At 48.5% G+C, this 18,779-nt stretch carries 17 protein-coding genes and 1 tRNA gene; all 18 read right to left on the reverse strand.

Going from position 1 to position 18,779, the window contains the following annotated elements; genetic code table 11:
* Nucleotides 1-396: 396 nt before the first annotated feature.
* The 18 genes from ALO_RS05200 to ALO_RS23750 all read right to left on the reverse strand — a co-directional run bounded on the left by ALO_RS05200 (nucleotide 397) and on the right by ALO_RS23750 (nucleotide 18,760).
* Nucleotides 397-473, reverse strand: a tRNA-Pro gene (locus ALO_RS05200).
* A gap of 66 nt (nucleotides 474-539) precedes the next feature.
* Nucleotides 540-1,445, reverse strand: a complete 906-nt coding sequence (gene thrB / locus ALO_RS05205; protein ID WP_004093604.1) for a homoserine kinase — start codon at nucleotides 1,443-1,445, stop codon at nucleotides 540-542.
* On the reverse strand, nucleotides 1,438-2,733 hold the full coding sequence (locus tag ALO_RS05210) for a homoserine dehydrogenase (RefSeq protein ID WP_004093605.1): 1,296 nt from the start codon (nucleotides 2,731-2,733) through the stop codon (nucleotides 1,438-1,440). Before ALO_RS05210 ends, thrB begins: the two co-directional genes overlap by 8 nt.
* Nucleotides 2,734-2,746: 13 nt before the next feature.
* Nucleotides 2,747-3,193 (reverse strand): ACT domain-containing protein, encoded by a 447-nt coding sequence (locus tag ALO_RS05215; RefSeq protein WP_004093607.1) that lies wholly within the window; start codon nucleotides 3,191-3,193, stop codon nucleotides 2,747-2,749.
* A 172-nt stretch (nucleotides 3,194-3,365) separates the two neighbouring features.
* The gene (spoIVA, locus tag ALO_RS05220; RefSeq protein WP_004093609.1) at nucleotides 3,366-4,844 is read right to left on the reverse strand and encodes a stage IV sporulation protein A; all 1,479 of its coding nucleotides are present in this window, start codon (nucleotides 4,842-4,844) and stop codon (nucleotides 3,366-3,368) included.
* A gap of 235 nt (nucleotides 4,845-5,079) precedes the next feature.
* Entirely contained in the window at nucleotides 5,080-6,117 is a 1,038-nt protein-coding gene (locus ALO_RS05225) for an NAD(P)H-dependent glycerol-3-phosphate dehydrogenase (RefSeq protein WP_004093611.1), read from the reverse strand.
* A 5-nt stretch (nucleotides 6,118-6,122) separates the two neighbouring features.
* Nucleotides 6,123-6,746 (reverse strand): glycerol-3-phosphate 1-O-acyltransferase PlsY, encoded by a 624-nt coding sequence (gene plsY / locus ALO_RS05230; protein WP_040292793.1) that lies wholly within the window; start codon nucleotides 6,744-6,746, stop codon nucleotides 6,123-6,125.
* A gap of 71 nt (nucleotides 6,747-6,817) precedes the next feature.
* Nucleotides 6,818-8,146 carry a ribosome biogenesis GTPase Der gene (gene der / locus ALO_RS05235; RefSeq protein ID WP_004093615.1) on the reverse strand — a complete coding sequence of 443 codons (1,329 nt, stop codon included), beginning with the start codon at nucleotides 8,144-8,146 and terminating at the stop codon, nucleotides 6,818-6,820.
* A 45-nt stretch (nucleotides 8,147-8,191) separates the two neighbouring features.
* The gene (locus tag ALO_RS05240) at nucleotides 8,192-9,508 is read right to left on the reverse strand and encodes a DUF512 domain-containing protein (RefSeq protein WP_004093616.1); all 1,317 of its coding nucleotides are present in this window, start codon (nucleotides 9,506-9,508) and stop codon (nucleotides 8,192-8,194) included.
* Between the two features lie 157 nt (nucleotides 9,509-9,665).
* Nucleotides 9,666-10,892, reverse strand: coding sequence for a stage II sporulation protein P (gene spoIIP, locus ALO_RS05245; RefSeq protein ID WP_004093617.1), 1,227 nt, complete (start codon nucleotides 10,890-10,892; stop codon nucleotides 9,666-9,668).
* Nucleotides 10,840-11,604: a DUF1614 domain-containing protein gene (locus ALO_RS05250; protein ID WP_004093618.1), complete on the reverse strand. Its 765-nt coding sequence runs from the start codon at nucleotides 11,602-11,604 to the stop codon at nucleotides 10,840-10,842. The genes spoIIP and ALO_RS05250 overlap by 53 nt, the downstream gene beginning before the upstream one ends.
* Nucleotides 11,605-11,800: 196 nt before the next feature.
* Nucleotides 11,801-12,856: a type 2 isopentenyl-diphosphate Delta-isomerase gene (gene fni / locus ALO_RS05255; protein WP_004093620.1), complete on the reverse strand. Its 1,056-nt coding sequence runs from the start codon at nucleotides 12,854-12,856 to the stop codon at nucleotides 11,801-11,803.
* Nucleotides 12,857-12,900: 44 nt separating this feature from the next.
* Nucleotides 12,901-14,865 carry a bifunctional 4-hydroxy-3-methylbut-2-enyl diphosphate reductase/30S ribosomal protein S1 gene (locus ALO_RS05260; protein ID WP_004093622.1) on the reverse strand — a complete coding sequence of 655 codons (1,965 nt, stop codon included), beginning with the start codon at nucleotides 14,863-14,865 and terminating at the stop codon, nucleotides 12,901-12,903.
* A 171-nt stretch (nucleotides 14,866-15,036) separates the two neighbouring features.
* Nucleotides 15,037-15,630 carry a lysophospholipid acyltransferase family protein gene (locus tag ALO_RS05265; RefSeq protein ID WP_004093624.1) on the reverse strand — a complete coding sequence of 198 codons (594 nt, stop codon included), beginning with the start codon at nucleotides 15,628-15,630 and terminating at the stop codon, nucleotides 15,037-15,039.
* Nucleotides 15,623-16,300 (reverse strand): (d)CMP kinase, encoded by a 678-nt coding sequence (gene cmk, locus ALO_RS05270; protein ID WP_004093625.1) that lies wholly within the window; start codon nucleotides 16,298-16,300, stop codon nucleotides 15,623-15,625. Before cmk ends, ALO_RS05265 begins: the two co-directional genes overlap by 8 nt.
* A 110-nt stretch (nucleotides 16,301-16,410) precedes the next feature.
* A complete protein-coding gene (locus ALO_RS05275; protein WP_040292792.1) occupies nucleotides 16,411-16,929 on the reverse strand; it encodes a hypothetical protein in 519 nt (172 codons plus the stop codon).
* A gap of 141 nt (nucleotides 16,930-17,070) precedes the next feature.
* Nucleotides 17,071-18,246, reverse strand: coding sequence for an ankyrin repeat domain-containing protein (locus ALO_RS05280; protein ID WP_004093629.1), 1,176 nt, complete (start codon nucleotides 18,244-18,246; stop codon nucleotides 17,071-17,073).
* Between the two features lie 205 nt (nucleotides 18,247-18,451).
* A complete protein-coding gene (locus ALO_RS23750) occupies nucleotides 18,452-18,760 on the reverse strand; it encodes a hemagglutinin repeat-containing protein (RefSeq protein WP_004093630.1) in 309 nt (102 codons plus the stop codon).
* Nucleotides 18,761-18,779: the final 19 nt, after the last annotated feature.

An 18,779-nucleotide genomic window follows, 5' to 3' on the forward strand; every position in this document is an offset into this window, starting at 1 on the left:
CCAATTTTCATTTATCGGCAGACATTCCGTGTCGCAGTGCTAGGAACCTCTTACTCTCGCCGAGGGTTTTCCATTAGCTGCTCCTGTTTTCACCCGCGCAACAAATTGGTTCTTAAACTATTCGGGCCGATCACTCGGACTACCGGCCCGAAAGAAAGCAGGGTTATCAACAACTCCAGTTCATCTACTTTATAATAGTAGATTTTCATCCGGCACTTCTTCGTTATCCCGTCATATTCAAAAATTCGCTTTGAACAGTTGAATTCACTCCTTACATCCAAACAGTGTAACCCTTAATCCGTTGCCGTGACCAAATGGACAACCTTATAAATTAAACGGTCGCGCAAAAGTAAAAAATCCGCAGGTTTATACCTGCGGACTCACTGTTTCTTTAACTGGTCGGAGCGACATGACTTGAACATGCGGCCTCTACCACCCCAAGGTAGCGCTCTACCAAACTGAGCTACGCCCCGACTGACAAAGACTATTATACCTTTATCTACTAGTCGTGTCAAGCCGCTTTTTTAATGCTTGCCCTTTTAAATTCTCTTGGCCCCATCTGTATCAATGGAAAGGACCATGCAGGAAGCGGTTATGCCGTTGGCTTGAAAAGCGTCAACCATGCACTGGCCGATATGGTCGGCATTTTGATCGCAAAAAGCGATCAGACAGGGACCAGCGCCGCTTAAAGCAGAGCCGAAGGCGCCGGCGTCAAAGGCCGCTCGCAGAACTTCCGGCATGCCTGGCACTAGCTGTTGACGGTAGGGTTGATGCAGCCGGTCATCCATTGCTGCGGAAAGATGGCGATATTCTCCGGTGCAGAAGGCACCTGTAAGTAAAGCTGATCTGCTGACATTGAACACTGCATCCTGCAGTGGAACCTGCTTAGGCAGGACCTGGCGGGCCGCCTTGGTAGACAGGATAAAATCCGGCACGGCCACCACCATCAGCAATGGTTTGGGCGGAATAATCCTCAGACATTCCGTGGCCCCGTCACGGCACACATTGATCGTAACTCCGCCGTAAATTGCTGGGGCCACATTGTCCGGATGCCCTTCTATGGATGTTGCAATATCCAGAAGCTGCTGTTTGGAAAGGGATTGTCCTGTCAGCTCATTAGCGGCGACCAAGCCGGCAACAATGGCGGCGGCGCTGCTGCCCAGACCCCGGGATAATGGAATGCGATTGAACATCTTGATGGTCATACCGGGGATTTGATGATTAATTTTACGCAAGAGATCAAGAACCGCCTGATAGGCAATATTTTTCTCATCAGTCGGAATGGTCTCTTTGCCTTCTCCGTCAACCTCAATGACCAGACGGCTGCTATCATGGAAAGTCAACTCAAAATCATTATAAACCGTACAGGCAATTCCTATGGCATCAAATCCCGGCCCACAGTTGGCCGTAGTTCCAGGAATCTGGATCATCACGGAATTATTCAAATTCACCGGCCTCCACGTGAATCACATTGTGCACTTTTCGCACAACCGACATGTCTTCCATTGTGTTAATCGCTAATTTAATACTGGCATAAGGTACTTTATGTGTGATCAACACTAGTTCGGCAAAATTATTGATTCTCCGCTTCTGAATAACCGAGTGAAGGCTGACCTGCTGTGCCCCGAAAGCGCCGGCAATAACCGCCAAAGCACCGGGTCTGTCCTCGACCAGTAAGCGGATATAAAAAGGCGATTCGGTATGTTGGGCTGAAGAAAGGTTTTTCTGATTAAAGCAGGTACACAATATCCGGCTGCTGACATGATGCCGTATATCCCTGGCTGCATCAATGATATCGGCGACCGCGGCGCTGGCCGTGGGCATTTCGCCGGCGCCTCTTCCATAAAACATGGTCTCTCCCACTGCATCGCCCCGCACATAGATGGCATTGAACACATCGTTAACCGAAGCTAAAGGGTGATGGTGCGGCAGCAGTGTCGGATGCACCCGTACGTCTATCCCGCTTTCACTCTCCTTGGCAATAGCCAGCAGCTTCACTGCATAGCCTAATTCCCGCGCATACTCAATATCATCCGGCGATATATTTTCAATACCTTCTACCTGGACATCATCCAGCGTAATTCTGCTATTAAAGGCAATCGAAGCCAAGATAGCGATTTTCCGGGCTGCATCCCAGCCGCCGATATCGGCTGTGGGATCCGCTTCGGCATAGCCTTTGGCCTGAGCTTCGGCTAATACCGTTTCAAAGTCCAATCTTTCTTGCGTCATTTTGGTCAACATGTAATTGGTTGTACCGTTTACAATGCCCATGACTTCCCGAATCCGGTTAGCTGCCAGGCATTGTTTCAAAGGGCGGATAATCGGGATGCCGCCGCCAACACTGGCTTCAAATAACAGGTCTACTTGCTTTTCTTCCGCCGCCTCAAATAATTGTTTTCCATATTTGGCGATAATATCCTTGTTGGCAGTCACAACATGTTTACCGGCTTCAAGCGCCCTTAAAATATAGTCTTTCGCAGGGCTTTCCCCGCCCATGACTTCCACCACAATGTCAATATCCGGATCGTTAAGAATCTCATCAATTGAGGTGGTTAAAGGAACATTAAAGGAAGTATTCCTCGTCTTCCCCGGATTTCTAACCAGGACTTTTTTTATCGCCAGCGGGCAGCCGACTTTCTGTGCAATATTATGCGCATTGGTCTGAAGTATTTTGATGATACCGGTTCCGACTGTTCCGTAGCCTAATAATCCAATCTGAACAGTTTCTTTCATAAATCAATACTCCTTATGCCTGTCCCAGGACTTCCAGCCGTTTTACGCCGTCGATCATCCGCAATTTGTCCAACAGTGCTTCCAAGTCAATGACCAATTCAGCAGTTTCAAGGGAAATGGTTGCATTGGCAACTCCCTGCAGAGGAATTCCCTGGTTGATGGTCATAATACTGGCTCGTTCATTGGCGATGGTATTTAATACCCGCGATAATACGCCGGGCTTATGCTCTAGAAGCAACGCCAGTGTGACGATCTTTTCCCGGCTGGCTTCATAAAACGGGAACACGTAGTCCTTGTATTTATAATACGCACTACGGCTTAATTCCATCTTTTCCACTGCCTCGTTGATGGTTTTCACTTCGCCTCGTTTCAAAATTTCTTTCACTTTAATGGTCTTTTTAATCGCTTCTGGCAAAATTTCTTCTCTCACTAAGTAAAAAACTGATTTTTGCCCAGTCACACCCAGTGCCCCCCTCAATTAAGTGGTTTTCTTAGACGGATAGATATCTTCATATAGTAGACATTATACATTGCCCCATGCAAATAGACAAGAGCCAACATAAAAAACATCAAAGTAAAAAAGCGCAGATATAAAAAAAATCAGTCAGTCTAAACCGACTGACCGTTTCGGGCTAAAAGATTATACATATCAGGCCGCCGCTGCCTTCATTCACAATCTTTTGCAGTGTTGCCTGCATTTTCCGCTGTGAGGTTTCCGGCATGCCCGAAATCTTATTTTGGATTCCCTCCCGGACTAAAGCATTTAAAGATTTGCCGAATAGATTGGTGCGCCAAATTTTTTCCGGTTCTCCTTCAAATTCCTGCATCAAATATTGAATTAATTCTTCACTTTGTTTTTCCGTGCCGATAATCGGTGAAATCTCCGCCTGAATATCGGTTCTGATAATATGCATTGAAGGCGCCGAAGCTTTTAGTTTCACGCCGAAACGGTTTCCTGTGCGCAGAATTTCCGGTTCTTCCAAGACCATTTCATCGATTTGCGGCTGAACAATGCCATATCCGTTCTGCCTTGCCTCTTGCAACGCACTGGCCAGATTATCGTATTCTCTCTTAGCCACTGCCATATCTTTCATCAGTGAAAGAAGCTGATGTTCGCCGCTGATCGTAAAGCCGGTAATTTCTTCTAATATTTGATAGAAAAGATGGTTATGCGCCGTCATTTCGATAATGGCAATCCCGCTGCCTAAATCCATATCGTGCAATATGACATCGGCTACTACATCACAGGCTGATAAATCATCAATGGCCCGGTCAATATCCCTTAACCGTTTAATGTATTGAATCACATCTTCCACTGCTGTAGTGAATTTTTGATGCAGCCAGTGATCTGTTTCCAGTTCTTCCACCCACCGGGGCAATGTAATATTGACTTCTTTTACCGGAAACTCATATAAGACTTCCTGTAAAATGGCGTAAACGTCATCATGGCCGATTTGGGCGCAATCCAGAGGAATGACCGGAACGTCATATTTATCTTCCAGCTTAGCAACCAATTCACGAGTTTCTTTCGCTGAGGGGTATCCTGTATTTAAAATGATCAAAAAGGGTTTTTGCAATTCCTTCAATTCTGCAATAACCCGCTCCTCGGCAGAAACGTAGTTTTCCCGCGGCAAATCGGTTACAGTTCCGTCGGTGGTGACCACTAAACCAATGGTGGAGTGCTCGGCAATCACCTTGCGCGTGCCGACTTCCGCCGCCTCCTGAAAAGGGATTTCCTGATCAAACCAAGGGGTCAGCACCATGCGCGGACCTTCCTCTTCTTCGTAACCCAATGCGCCTTCCACGGCATAGCCAACGCAGTCCACCACTCTAACCCAAACCGAAACATTGTCCTTCACACTGATTTCAACAGCTTCATTGGGGATGAATTTAGGCTCTGTTGTCATAATGGTTCTGCCGGCAGCGCTTTGAGGCAGTTCATCTTTAGCCCGTTCTTTATCATATGGATCGGTTATATTAGGCAGGACCATGGTCTCCATAAATCGCTTAATAAATGTAGATTTCCCTGTCCGTACCGGACCTACGACACCGATGTAGACATCGCCGCCAGTACGTTCGGCAATATCACGGAACAAATCAAATTTTTCCATTCTCTCCCCTCCCATACTAACCCATTCACACTTACGGGATAATGCCTCTTTCTGATCCACTCCTTTCCCCGTCACATTTGCAATATTGCGCCGTACTAGCTGCACGGATATACCAATTAATCATTATAAATATATGACATGCCGCATAGTTTATGCTAATATGCTAAATCAAATCGGATATAAAAGAAAAAAGTACGGAGTATTCTCCGTACTAAAAAAGAAACTAAACCGACAATTAGTTTTCCCAATCTATTGGTTCAACCGCTACCTCTTCCACCTCATGGGTTTTCCCGCGGGTCATAAGTTCCAAAACCGCCTCTTTTGCCGGCTTATGATTATACAGTACATGATACATCTGTTCAGTAATTGGCATGACGATTTGATTCTGCTGCGCTAAACTATACGCTGCCTTGGCGGTGCGAATTCCCTCCACAACCATATTGGTAGCACCGCAAACTTCACTGATGGTCTTGCCCTGAGCCAAAAGCAGCCCGGCGCGATAATTCCGGCTATGTTTGCTGGTACAGGTAACCATCAAGTCCCCTACTCCCGATAACCCGGCGAAAGTCAGCGGGCGCGCGCCCAAAGCAATTCCCAGCCGGACAATTTCCGCCAAACCGCGGGTCATCAGGGCAGCTTTGCTATTATCGCCAAAGCCCATACCATCTGCAATGCCAGCCCCCAGAGCAATGATATTTTTAAGAGCGCCGCCTAATTCTACGCCCATCACGTCCGGATTTGTATACACGCGGAAATATGGCAGCATAAATAGATCCTGCAGTTGTTCGGCAATCGCCTTCTTTTTGGCGGCAATCACGGTGGTGGACGGATACTTTCGTCCCACTTCCTCCGCGTGGTTGGGGCCGGACATAACGGCAATACGGCTGGCCAAACCAGGAATTTCTTCCGCAATAATTTGCGACATCCGTTTTAACGAAACTTCCTCCAGCCCCTTGGTGGCGCTCACGATTACAGCATCGGGTGAAATAATCGGGGCAACCTTTCTGGCTATTTCGCGCACAGCGTGGGAAGGTGTGACCATAACAACAACAGCGGCACCGGCTAGTGACTCTTTCAGATCAGAGGTACATTGAAGGGACTGGGGCAACAAAACTCCCGGTAAATAGCGACGGTTTTCTTTGACTTGGTGAATTTCAGCCACTGTCTCCGGACTGCGGGCCCACAGCCTGATGTCACTTGCAGGATGCTTTTCCGCCAGCATGGCGGAGATCGCCGTCCCCCAGCTTCCGGCGCCTATTACGGCAATTTTCATGTGAATTAGTTCTCCCTCTCCTGATCCTTTTTAGCGGCCAGATTTCCCGCCTTAATCTTGAGTTCTTCGCCCCGCAATAACCGCTCGATATTGGGTCTGTGTCTTATAATGACAAACAAACTGGCTAATACGGCAAAATAAAAATACTCCACTTTCTCTCCGGTAACCCAGACAAATACCGGCAATAAAGCAGCGCCAACAATTGAACCTAAAGATACATAGCGAGTAAAATAAACGATGACCGCCCAGATCACAAAAACAGTGAAGGTAATTTTCGGCATCAACACCGCAATCACGCCCAGGCCGGTAGCAACGCCCCGGCCTCCCTTGAACCCCAGAAAGAGCGACCAGTTATGCCCTGCCATGGCGGCAATGCCGCCGACCAGCATCGCCAAAGAAGTTCCCAGTAAAATCTGCCCGATATATACGCCGGCAATCCCTTTGGCCGCATCGGTCAACAAGACCCAGAAAGCCGGCCAGGGACCCAGCACGCGAAAAGCGTTGGTTGCGCCAATATTCTTGCTGCCGAACTGGCGTATATCAACACCGCACAGGACGCGACCGATAATAAGCCCGTTGGGTATGGAGCCGATCAGATACCCCAAGAGAATAACCAGGATCATTGTCATCATCTTCTAACACTCTCCCTGCATCCTGCAAAAAAATTCTGCTATAAGTGCTTCTCTTTTTCTATTGCTGCTTATTCTTCTTTATCCTTTTTGCCGCGTACCACAAGGCGTAAAGGACTGCCTTCAAAGCCAAAGGATTCCCGCAACTTATTTTCTAAAAACCGTAAATAGGAAAAATGCATCACCTCCGGATCATTGACAAAGAAAACAATCGTAGGCGGATTGACGCCGGATTGAGTGGCATAATAAATTTTCAGGCGCTTTCCCTTATCGGAAGGGGTTGGATTAATAGAAACCGCATCGCTTATCACCTGGTTTAAAACATTGGTGGCAATACGCATGGAGCGTTGCTCCGCCACATAATTGACCAGTTCCAGCACCCGGTGTACCCGCTGCTTGGTTAGAGCTGATATAAATAATACTGGGGCATATTGCATAAAAGCCAATTCATTTCTAATTTCCTGGGTATACTCCAGGGTGGTCTTGCTGTCCTTTTCCACCAAATCCCATTTATTCACCACTATAATCAAAGATTTTCCTGCCTCATGAGCGTATCCGGCAATTTTCTTATCCTGTTCTGTAACCCGGTCCACAGCATCAAGCACCATCAATACCACATCAGCTCTTTCCACCGCGCTGAGGGAGCGAACCACACTATAGCGTTCTATGCTTTCGTCTTCAATTTTGGCTTTTTTCCTCATACCGGCAGTATCGATCAACACATAGGAAACTCCGTCTTTTTCCAGAACGGTATCAATCGCGTCCCGGGTCGTTCCGGGAATATCGCTGACAATGACCCGCTCCTGCCCTAAAAGTCCATTCACCAGCGAGGATTTCCCCACATTCGGCCTGCCAATGACGGCAATTTTAATCCGGTCATCTTGTTCTTCTGCTTCCTGTTCCGGGGGAAATTCCGCCACCACAGCATCCAGCAGATCTCCCAGGTTCAATAAATTCGCCGCTGATACCGCCAAGGGCTCGCCTAATCCTAAGCCGTAAAACTCGTAAACAGCCTCTGAATCCTTAATTGAATCCACTTTGTTTACGGCCAGTATAACCGGCTTGTTGGCATGACGCAATAGAGCCGCAACTTCTTCATCAGCCGTAGTGATACCGGTCTTGCTGTCTACCACAAAGAGGATCACATCGGCTTCCTCAATGGCCAGAGCTGCCTGCCGCCGTACCGAAGCCATAATGAAATCATTGCTGTCAACTTCAATACCGCCGGTATCAATCATAGTAAATTCATGCCCCAGCCATTCGGCATCCCAATATAACCGGTCCCGGGTGACGCCGGGCAAATCGTCTACGATCGAGACTCTTTTCTTAGCAATTTTGTTAAATAAAGTGGATTTGCCGACATTGGGCCTCCCTACAATGGCCACTATGGGTTTTCTCATCGTCTTATGCACACCTGCCTAAAATCAAGATACCAATAAATAAAACTAGCGCCAGCCAGCCAGGACTCGTCTAAGGTCTTGTCCCCCATATGCCCCGCGGGCAACAACGCCCAGTGCGTCAGATATCTGTTCAACCTTCATGTTATCCAAAAAAACGCTCTCTCCTTTGCGCAGGGCCGTACCGGGGAAAATGATACCGTTACGCGGACCTGGCATTTCACGCACTGCATCAATTATATCATTCCCGGTCAATAAGCCGCTAACCGTAATTTGGGAACCAAAATACCGGTTTAATACCGGAATGACACGGATATGAAGATTTTTCTCACCCAGTCCGTTCAAAATTGATTGAAGAATGGGCGCAAAGGACATACCGCTGACAATGTCTAAATAAAAAGGCTGATCATAGGCCGGAAGAGAGATTTCTGCAGCGCATTGATACCATTCATCCAAAAAGGTTCGAATCAGGCCTACGCCATTTTCCAATTGAGGAAACCCGTCATATTCCTCTCTGACTGGCAAAGGGGTATCAGCCATCCTGTAAAATTCATCAGCCAAATAGATAAAGCTGTGGCCCAGCTGCTGCCGGCATTTTTGCTGCCAGGGAGCGACCTGCCTGATCACTTCCCGGGCAGAATCAGGCGTAAAAGATGACAAAGGGGGACATGACTGCCGATGCCGGGTCAATCCTACCGGGACAATGGCCACAGAACGAATGGACCGGTTTAACCTGTACAGATCTTCAAATGTCTTCGTGAGAACCGAGCCGTCATTGAAGTCGGGACATAAAACCACTTGAATATGGAGCTCAATGCCGCTGTCAATCAACTCCCGGATCTGGTCCATAATATTCGCAGCCCGGGGATTACCCATCATTTCAGCCCGCAAATCGCCTTTGGTGCAGTGTACCGACACATATAAAGGGGATAGATGCAATTGTTTGATACGAAGCAGATCTGCCTCAGACAAGTTAGTCAAAGTGACGAAATTACCGTATAAAAATGATAAGCGATAATCATCATCTTTCACATATAAGCTGTCTCTCATGCCGGCAGGCATTTGATCGACAAAACAAAACAAGCAGCGGTTGGCGCAGCGCTTCACCTGGTCAAATACGGCGCTTTCAAATTCAAGACCCAGGTCTGCATCATACTTTTTATGCAGACGCAATCTTTTTTGTATGCCACGGCCTTTTTCGATCACCAGTTCCAGCCGTTCTTCCGCTAAGGCAAAGCTTAAGTCAATTAAATCTTTGACAGTACGGCCGTTGACCGTTACCAGCCGGTCTCCCGGCTTAATTCCCAATCTATCGGCAATGCCATTTGGCTTTACTGCGGCGATAGTCCCTTTCTCATACAACATGTATCACCTCATGAATATAAATTCCTTTCTTCGGCATATTTTCCTGCAAACGGCGAGAAACAAGCCTGCCTTGCAGAGCTTGTTTCCGCCTAAAAAAAGTAAGGATAGATTCCACGATCTATCCGTCACTCTCTCAGCCAAACAGCTATGATTGTTGTTATTTATTCTGCTGTTCATCGGAAGATTTTTCGTTGTCCGGCTGATCGGTTTTATTACTCTTTGGCCCAAAAAAGTTGGCAAACTCAGTAGTGAAAAACTGCTTCCATTTGGACTGGGCTTCTTTCAGGCTGCCCGTGCTCAAGAATAAAAAGGCCGCAACGCCCGCCACCATCAGTCCCAATATCCAGCCAATAGACCGGCTGGCGCCTGACGCTCCCGCCTGGGCAGTCCCCAAGCCCGCTTGTGCGCCGGCCTGCTGCGGCGAAACCGGAGCGGCCTCGGCTTTGCCTACAAGGGGCGGAATCACGTCGGCAAAAAGTTTTATGCCTTTGATGGCTGATTCTTTGGTATTGGTGTGAGCCCCTACTTCCAGCAGCATAGAGCGGGGATGCAAATCCTGATTATAGTCGCCACCTTTGGCGAAAAAGATGCCTTTGACTAGGCCGGGATGCTTTTTATCGGCAGCTGCCTTAATCTTCATAGCATAGTCCTCAATCTGTTTGCCGGTAGGACCGTATTTGCCAACCACCAGCTGCACTTTGCTGATATCCTGCCCGGCTACTTTGCCCTGATAGACTTGCGGCGGCACCGCATCCCGGTGGATATCGAAGATGGCGGCCGGTTGCTGCTTGACCAGACTGAGAGCCGTACGACGGGAACGTTCATAAGCCATATTATCATGAGGGTCATGCTTGTTTTCGGAAAGAATCGGAGTAATGCCTTCTGCTTTCAAAGATTCGGCGAAGGCCGAGCCAACGGCGTAAATTCCGCCTGCTCCCTTCTTGCTCTCGGAACCGTCGGAAGGTACATAGGATTCATCGGAATGAGTGTGATAAATGGCCACTTTCGGATTCGATGCCGCAGCGTAAGCGCGAGGCAATGTTAAGAACCGATTCCAAACCCAGCGGTCTTCTTGGCTGAGATACTGAGAAAGGTTCACTTCGCCGATGAATTTCGCTCTGGCAGTATCGCCTTCCAGGCTGATGACTTCGTAGCGGCGATTGTTTTCGGTAAGGACCTGATCACCTACGTCAACAGCCCTGCCTGTTAAATAAACGACCTGATTATTTTCATCGACGATAGAGAAATACCCCCCATCCAGCCGCTCATGAGCTAATCCGGTTGCCCCGATCCATAAGACCGCAGCCACAACGGCAGCGAAAATGAGGATTTTAGCTATTGGGGCGATCCGATTCCGGCTGTTGCGCTTGCTCCGGCTCATCATGACTAGCCACCCCCTGTTCTCCGGCCACGTTTTTAGTGTCCGGGTTCAAATCCTTGCTGAATTCATAGAGACCATCAGGGAGATTATTGCCCATAACCGGACCTCCCTGCAATTTTTCCCGGGTTTCACCGACCAGTTCCGCAATCATAACCGCAACCACACCGGCGATGATTACCACGTCAAAGGCGCCCGCTCCTCCGATATTTGTGGTGCCAGGTATACCCATCCCCAAAATGGTCACCATATGGACAATATCACTTAAAATAATGCCCAAGACACCGCCAATAAAGGCGCTTCGGCGCGACCGTCCGGCAATGTAGGCGATGAGGCCTGCCGACAGTCCGTAAATCAGCTTGGGATCCATAAACATTGTCTCCGGTTCATAAGGTAAATAGCGGGACCCCAGCCATACGGCGCCTGCAACCAATATGGAAGATACAACAGCCCTTACTTTTTCCGATGTTTCATCTGCCTTAAAGATCAACCAAACGCTCAGTAAAAACGGCAGTACAGCGCCGCCTACATTGACATTCACTTCCATCGGACTTCGCATTACGGGTATATCAATAAAACTTCCTGCAATAATGCCGACGATAAACAATAATGCTTGTTTATCCGTCAGCCGCATCCGGTCCAGAATCCGGTGGGCAATACCAAAATACACTAAGATTCCCACAGCAAGCAGCAGGATCATCCCGATGGGCAGATTCATTTTCTTCACCTCAACTATGATTTTTGTAATTGATCATGGTCAATAATTGATGCTAGGTGATTATTGATGCTGTGTGCGTATCCATCTGAAATTATCTTGCCCTTTCCATTTATAAATCATGCAAAAACAAAATCAGGGCTTGCAACCTGCACGAAGCAGGCCGCAAGCCCATAACGTTTGAAAAGAATCAATTTCATTAAGCACGCTGAAAATCAATGCCGCGGGCCCGGAGCCACTCCCGGCTAAAACCCGTAACGACAAGCGGCACATGGGAAAGATGTTCAACGCGTTTGGCCCCGACTAAGAGCATTACCCGCTTTACATCATCAATCAGCTTAGTAAGCCACAGCGCGGTTTGCTCCACCTGGCCCGCCTGCAGCGCTCGCAGCACCGGCGCCGCCAATCCTACTGCCCGGCCGCCAAGAGCGAGGGCTTTAGCAATATCCAGGGGAGTCCGAACTCCGCCGGAAACGATAACATCCACCTGATCTCCTACTGCCGACAAAACCTCCATGGCCGTCAAGGCTGTGGGCAGACCCCATTCCAGCAGCTCCGGTTCCAGCTGCGCCTCATTTCTGGATGTTTCAATGGCCAGAAAATTAGTACCTCCTGCCCCGCCAACGTCAATAATCCGAACTCCGGCCAAGGCTAACGACACGGCCTGTTCCCGGGCAACGCCGCAACCGACTTCCTTTACGATAACGGGCACACCGACTTTGCTGACGATCCGTTCAATATTCTTCAGGTAACCGGTAAAATTCCGGTCGCCTTCCGACATTACTATTTCCTGGGCAACATTGAGATGAATCTGCAGGGCATTGGCTTCAATCATATCGACGGCACGCTGAGCATCCTCACAATTGGCATATGCTCCCAGGTTAGCAATCAGGCATCCTTTAGGATATACCTTTCTGACGATTTTAAAGGAATCCGCCACGGAAGGATCTTCGATGGCAGCGTATTGAGATCCCACGGCCATGGCGGAGTTGGTAAGTCTGGCGACCATGGCCAGCGCCTCATTGATGGCGGTCACATCGGTGGAGCCCCCGGTAATGGCATTCATGATAATAGGATGAGCCAGACGTAAATCGCCCAGGGAAATTTCCAGGGATATATCCTCCCAGGCCAATTCCGGCAGACAATTATGAATCAGGAAAATATCTTTGAAACCGTTTTGCGACGGGCCATCTGCCAGCTGCAAAGCATGTTTCAGATGATCCGCTTTGCGTGATTGCCGTGTCACTAGATTCATAAAGTGACTTACTTTCCTCCTTAGCCAAGATACTTCTCATCTACTTAGTCATTGTGTTTAAATAAATACCCCAACTTATCGCCGATGGTAACTCCCAGTCCTGTTTCCTCTTTGATAAACCGGCTATAATCCGCCCGTTCTTCATCCTGCTTGGCCTGGTTCAGGCTCAGAGAAATTTTTTTATTCTTTTTATCCACTCCAAGGATCTTCACTGTAACCTTTTGTCCGGCTGTCACTGCCTCCTTGGCGTCATTGATGCGATGGTCAGTCAGTTCCGAGATGTGTATGAGTCCTTCCACTCCGGCTTTCAATTCCGCAAACGCACCGAATTTGGAAGTCCGGGTGATGACGCCTGAAACCGTCATTCCTTCCCGGTACTCTTCCGCCGCAGTAAACCAGGGATCTGGCATTGTTTGTTTCAGACTGAGACCAATCCTCTTGTTCTCGCTGTCCAATTTAACAATGATAACCTGCACCGCATCGCCCGCATTAACGACCTCGGACGGCGACTTGACCCGCTGCCAGGACAGGTCGGAAATGTGAATGAGTCCTTCGATGCCGCCCAAATCCACAAAAGCGCCAAAATCTGCTAAGCGGGTAACGGTCCCATGGACCTGATCTCCCACCTTCCATTTGGCAAACAGTTCTTTTCCCAGTCGTTCTTTTTCCGCTTCCAGCAATGCCCGCCGGGATAAAACCACTTTGGATTTTTCCGGAACCACTTCAATCGCAAGGCACTGAATCGTTTGGCCCGCATACTCCGACAGATTCTCCGTATACTTCAAATCAACCTGAGAAGCCGGCATAAAACCCCGAATGCCAAGAACCGCAACCGACAACCCTCCTTTGATCGCTCCTAACACCTTCGCTTCCAGAGTCCGGTTCTCGCGCAGTGCTTCCTCCAGTTTAGTCCAGGCAACCTGTTTATCAGCCTGGACCTTGGATAGTTTCACACTTCCTTCGGCACTGTTGGCATCCAGCACAACGACATCAATAACCTGTCCTTTTTCTACTGCGTCCGAAGCTTTTGCCGGCGCCGGAAAGGCCAATTCCGACAAGGCGATAATTCCTTCCGCCTTATAACCCACGTCGACAAACACCTCATCCTGGCGCACGTCAACCACTGTTCCCTGAATCAGCATCCCTGGCTCCAGGCGCTTGAGCCTGTCATCCTGTTCCATTTGCTGCATCGTTGTATAAACCTCCTCTATAATCCATTGTGGCGTGGAGGCTCCGGCAGTAATACCCACTTGCCGAGCGCCTTCAAACCAATGTTGCTTTAGCTCACTGGCCGTCTCTATATGATAGGTTTTAACCCCTGTTTGGCGGCAGAGATCCGCCAGATGAGTGGTATTAGCGCTGTTTTTACCGCCGACCACCACCATGACATCCACCTGACCGGCCAGTTTTCTCGCTGTCTGCTGCCGCATGTCGGTAGCGGTGCAAATCGTCCGGTCAATCTGTATCTCCTGGCATTTGGTTTGTAAAACGGCCAGGATGCAGTCAAAAAGTTCAATGGAAAAGGTGGTTTGAGCCACCACTCCCAGTTTAGGGAATACAGGAAGTTCTGCCGCTTGTTCTTCGCTGCCGATCACAATCGGATCAGAACCCGCCCAAGCGATAATACTCTTTACTTCCGGATGATCCGCATCGCCAAGAATAATAACCTGATAACCGCTCGCCGCCAATCGAGCAGCTGCCTGCTGGGCTTTCTTTACATGAGGACAGGTGGCGTCAACAATCGTTAATCCCTTTGCTTCAGCCCGACGGTAGACCTCCGGCCCAACGCCATGAGATCGTATAATAACAGTTCCCTGATTTATAGCGTCAATATTCTCTGCAACCGCAATTCCTTGCCGGCTTAAACGCGAAACAACCTGAGGATTATGAATTAACGGACCCAGGGTATAAATTTTTCCGGTATGATCATTGGCGTTTTCTTGCGCTAAGTCAATCGCCCTTTTTACCCCGAAGCAGAAACCCATATGTTCGGCAAGCTGAATTTTCATACTGCACCCCTTCGGCAAACACCAGATTGATATTCATACCCCATAATAATCAATATTCAATGAAAAAAGGAGACAAGCGCCTCCTTGAATCAGCACACCGTAAAGCAATGGCAATCACCCCGAAAGACAGCTGCGGACAAAGGCGGCACCGGCCGAAACGCCGGAATCCAATCAATCGGACTGGCGGTTCGCCAGCAGAGCGCCAATTTCCCGCATAATCAAATCGCTGGCGATTTCCAGATTATCCCTTTGTGTCTCATTGAAATAAATCGGTTTACCGAAAATAACCTCAAATCGCGGCAATATTTTGCCGTTCCGCAGTACCTGATTTGTCCCTATGACAGCGGTGGGTACAACTGGCACGCCGGCTTTAAGAGCTATTAATGCAACTCCCGGTTCCCCGGCACCGAGTGTTCCTTTCTTGCTGCGGGTCCCTTCCGGAAAAATACCCAGCACGTTTCCTTGCCTCAGTCGGTTGATTGCTTCCCGGATGGCATTTCGGTCAGCAGTACCCCGCTTGACCGGAAAAGCATTGAGCCGGGAAATGATCCAGCCAAACACGGGAATTTTAAATAATTCCTGTTTCGCCATGAAATGCACCTTGCCGGGCACCGCACAGCCAATGACAGGGGGATCCCATAAACTAATATGATTGGCGGCAATAATGACTCCCTGATTCTTCGGGATATTCTCAACCCCTTTGACCTGCCAGCGAAAAACAATTTGAAAAGTCGTCCGAAACAAAAACCGCAGAAGATTATACAAGTTTTTTTCTCTCCTTGTAAATCAGTAAGATGGTTTCCACTACCGCATCAATAGTAAGTCCAGTGGTGTCAACCAATATGGCATCAGGCGCCTGCATAAGCGGCGCTATTTCCCTTTGGGAATCCATCCGGTCCCGTTCGGCGATTTCATGAGTCAGCTGTTCCAGATCTGTGTCAAAGCCCTTGCCTTTTAGTTCCCGCCATCTTCGTCCGGCGCGCTCGGCAATGGAGGCCGTGAGAAAGATTTTAACCTCGGCGTCCGGCAATACATGGGTCCCAATATCCCGACCATCCATAACCACGCCGCCTTGATCGGCCATCTGACGCTGCCGAATCAGCATAGCCTGCCTGACAGCCGGCAGCTTAGCATACTCTGAAACCGAACGGGAAATTTGCGGCGTCCGGATAGCGGCGGTAACATTCTCACCGTTCACGCAGACCTGCAATTGACCTTCCGTATACTTCAGAGAAATATCCATTCTTTGAAGTAATTGGGTCACCCCTTCTATATTCTCACTGGAACAGGATCCTTTCAGCGCTGCCCATGTTACAGCCCGATACATCGCTCCTGTATCAATATAAGTATAGTTCAGCTTGCGGGCAACAATCTGTGCTACCGTACTCTTCCCCGCTCCGGCAGGACCGTCAATCGCTACAACCAGTTCTTTCATAGTACCTTCCTTATTGTTTCGTATCAATTAAAAATTCTAGTACATATGTTTTTTACGACACTAATAAGTTCAACGTTCCTTGCCAATTTCCTGCCAGTGATCCGTCTCCTTTAGCGTTTTAACTTAATTCTTCCGATCGGCGCAGTATCTCCCCGCGTTTCAAGAATGGCACCGGCAAAAGGGGAGACAATACCTGGATCTACTTTTACAACTTGATAGCTGACAGGTTCCGTCTGCAGCGTGGCATCAATTTCAAGATAGTCGCCGTCATAAACCGTTACCGTTGCCAGTCCCGGCGCAAGCGTGCCCGCCCTGTTACCGTTGATTTTGATATAAACCTGATTGCCGCTGCCAGTTAAAACCTTAATTTGCATTTTCTGCCCCCGGCGCAGTATCTGAAACTCCTGCCAGACCGAGCGTCCCTCCGCCTCATTGCCCGGGTTATCCGGGGTGAACTCCAGCGCCACTCTATCGCCTTCCAGCTTGTCAATCCGTGAAAGAAAGATGCGGGATTCGTCAAAAAACAATAACAGCTGGATGAGCCCTAAGACAACTACACAGAAAATCGCCATTGGCTGTATTTTTTTATCTAAGTTCCATAGCCAATCTTGTCCATTCTTAGAAGCCATATTCCCTCACTATCGCAAATAGTAGAACTACTATAGTATTCCCACTATCGTTTCCCCGGCATACTTGCCGCTAGGGTTCACCGACCGTTTATTGCCCTCAGATGGTTGATCACTTTCTTATGCTTTTTTACATACGGGAGATTAGCCGTTTGCTAGCTTATACAATATTGGGTCAATCACCTGACTGAATGTCTCTGCCGAATAGTACCCTTCCAGTAAAATATCATTGACCATAACAACCGGCACTCCGCCAAAACCAAAAGATTCGGCTTCCAGCAAGTCAGCCTCAACAGTAGCCAGGATTGACCTACTAAAACGATCATTCTCCAGTTGACGCCGCTCCTGATCACTTAAACCTAAACGGTCTATAATACAGCTCAGACCAGCTTCCCCTTCTCTCAGGATATGTTGTTCGGTAAAAATCAAATCATAAAATTGCCAGGCTTTCTCCGGATTGCGCCGGGCCAGCGCCTCAAAATACAAAGCAGCCGGCAGGGCAACCCGATGTGAATCCGACGGCGCATGTTTAACCACTACTTTAACCTTGCCGTTATATTTAGCCAGGATGTCATCTATGGCTTCCTTGCCCAATGCACAATAAGGACATTGGAAATCAGTATATTCTACAATAGTAACGGCCGCCTTAGGATTGCCGCGTATAAGACGGGAAGCTGCCAACTGAGGACGGAAAAGTGCGCGAGGGAAGCGCGTCTGTTTATTGTCATTTTGGGGCCGCAAAAGTGGATTGGAAGGTGAACCCGGCTGCAGCAAACTCCAGATTTCAGGTGATGCATTGATTCGTTTTGCCAAGTCGAGAGCAGTGAACCCTTGCCTGTTGGTCAACAAAGGGTCGGCGCCATGATTGACAAGCAGATGAACAGCTGCTCTGTTGTTGCGATAGACTGCCCACATCAAAGGATTCCATCCCATCCTGTCAGCCTGATTTACCTGAGCTCCGGCTTGGACCAACCGATGTATGGCATCGAAATTATCACGCTGAACAGCCGCAATTAAAGCGGTAATGCCATTTTTATTAGCGGCGTTAACATCAGCGCTCCTGCTCATTAGAAGCTGCATTATATTTAGATCCTCTTGCTGAACAGCGATGATCAGCAAGGTCCTATGCCAGTTATCTCTGGCGTTAACATGAGCCCCCTGATCCAGGAGAGTTCTGACTGCGGACAGGTTTCCGGCCTTTGCTGCCTCAACGATAGGCGGGGATTTCCTGTCTGGTCCATTGGCCATGGCTAATGAGGCTGCCATCAAGTATAAACATATCAGGCCAAAGAGGAATATACGCAAAAAGAAACGGATCATAAGGCATCTCCTTCTCATTGTAATTAAGCAACGTTTAGTTATAGTCTAAATGTCCACATCAACTATTGTCCATCTTTTGGTATGCACTGCAGTTCTATTGAGGAGTAGCCACCAAAATGATATCCTCAAAAATAGAGGTGATAACCATCCCCGAAAAGCCCGGCAACCAAAAGAAAAACGGGAAGAGCTTCATCAAACAGGGATATCAACGAGGCAGATTACCAGATTGACGGGGATTGGTCAAAGTGTGTCCCGCATTCCCCGTCACGCCAACACCAATACTGCCACTAGTTGACTCATTCTTCTCCGTATAAGTCTCCCGGTCCTGCTGGCTCTTTAGATTTAAATCCACGCCTGCTTCCACTTTGACGGTTTCTCCTTTAACCTCTCCTCCGATTATATTGATATCATGGCTAGATTTGACGGTTAGCTTCTTCTCCGCCGTAATCCGAGGTTTCACTGTAGTGGATCCGGTGCTCTTCCGTATTGCCCTTGCCGCGCTGTCCCGATACATTCACTCCTCCAATACTCGA

It is taken from the genome of Acetonema longum DSM 6540 (genome assembly GCF_000219125.1).
Taxonomy (GTDB): Bacteria; Bacillota; Negativicutes; order Sporomusales; family Acetonemataceae; genus Acetonema; species Acetonema longum.

Bases quoted from the DNA above. Each gene is read 5' to 3' on its own strand.
- ALO_RS05210 (WP_004093605.1), bottom strand. From the start codon at position 2,733: ATGAAAGAAACTGTTCAGATTGGATTATTAGGCTACGGAACAGTCGGA.
- spoIVA (WP_004093609.1), bottom strand. From the start codon at position 4,844: ATGGAAAAATTTGATTTGTTCCGTGATATTGCCGAACGTACTGGCGGC.
- ALO_RS05225 (WP_004093611.1), bottom strand. From the start codon at position 6,117: ATGAAAATTGCCGTAATAGGCGCCGGAAGCTGGGGGACGGCGATCTCC.
- plsY (WP_040292793.1), bottom strand. From the start codon at position 6,746: ATGACAATGATCCTGGTTATTCTCTTGGGGTATCTGATCGGCTCCATA.
- der (WP_004093615.1), bottom strand. From the start codon at position 8,146: ATGAGAAAACCCATAGTGGCCATTGTAGGGAGGCCCAATGTCGGCAAA.
- ALO_RS05240 (WP_004093616.1), bottom strand. From the start codon at position 9,508: ATGTTGTATGAGAAAGGGACTATCGCCGCAGTAAAGCCAAATGGCATT.
- spoIIP (WP_004093617.1), bottom strand. From the start codon at position 10,892: ATGATGAGCCGGAGCAAGCGCAACAGCCGGAATCGGATCGCCCCAATA.
- ALO_RS05250 (WP_004093618.1), bottom strand. From the start codon at position 11,604: ATGAATCTGCCCATCGGGATGATCCTGCTGCTTGCTGTGGGAATCTTA.
- fni (WP_004093620.1), bottom strand. From the start codon at position 12,856: ATGAATCTAGTGACACGGCAATCACGCAAAGCGGATCATCTGAAACAT.
- ALO_RS05260 (WP_004093622.1), bottom strand. From the start codon at position 14,865: ATGAAAATTCAGCTTGCCGAACATATGGGTTTCTGCTTCGGGGTAAAA.
- cmk (WP_004093625.1), bottom strand. From the start codon at position 16,300: ATGAAAGAACTGGTTGTAGCGATTGACGGTCCTGCCGGAGCGGGGAAG.
- ALO_RS05275 (WP_040292792.1), bottom strand. From the start codon at position 16,929: ATGGCTTCTAAGAATGGACAAGATTGGCTATGGAACTTAGATAAAAAA.
- ALO_RS05280 (WP_004093629.1), bottom strand. From the start codon at position 18,246: ATGATCCGTTTCTTTTTGCGTATATTCCTCTTTGGCCTGATATGTTTA.
- ALO_RS23750 (WP_004093630.1), bottom strand. From the start codon at position 18,760: ATGTATCGGGACAGCGCGGCAAGGGCAATACGGAAGAGCACCGGATCC.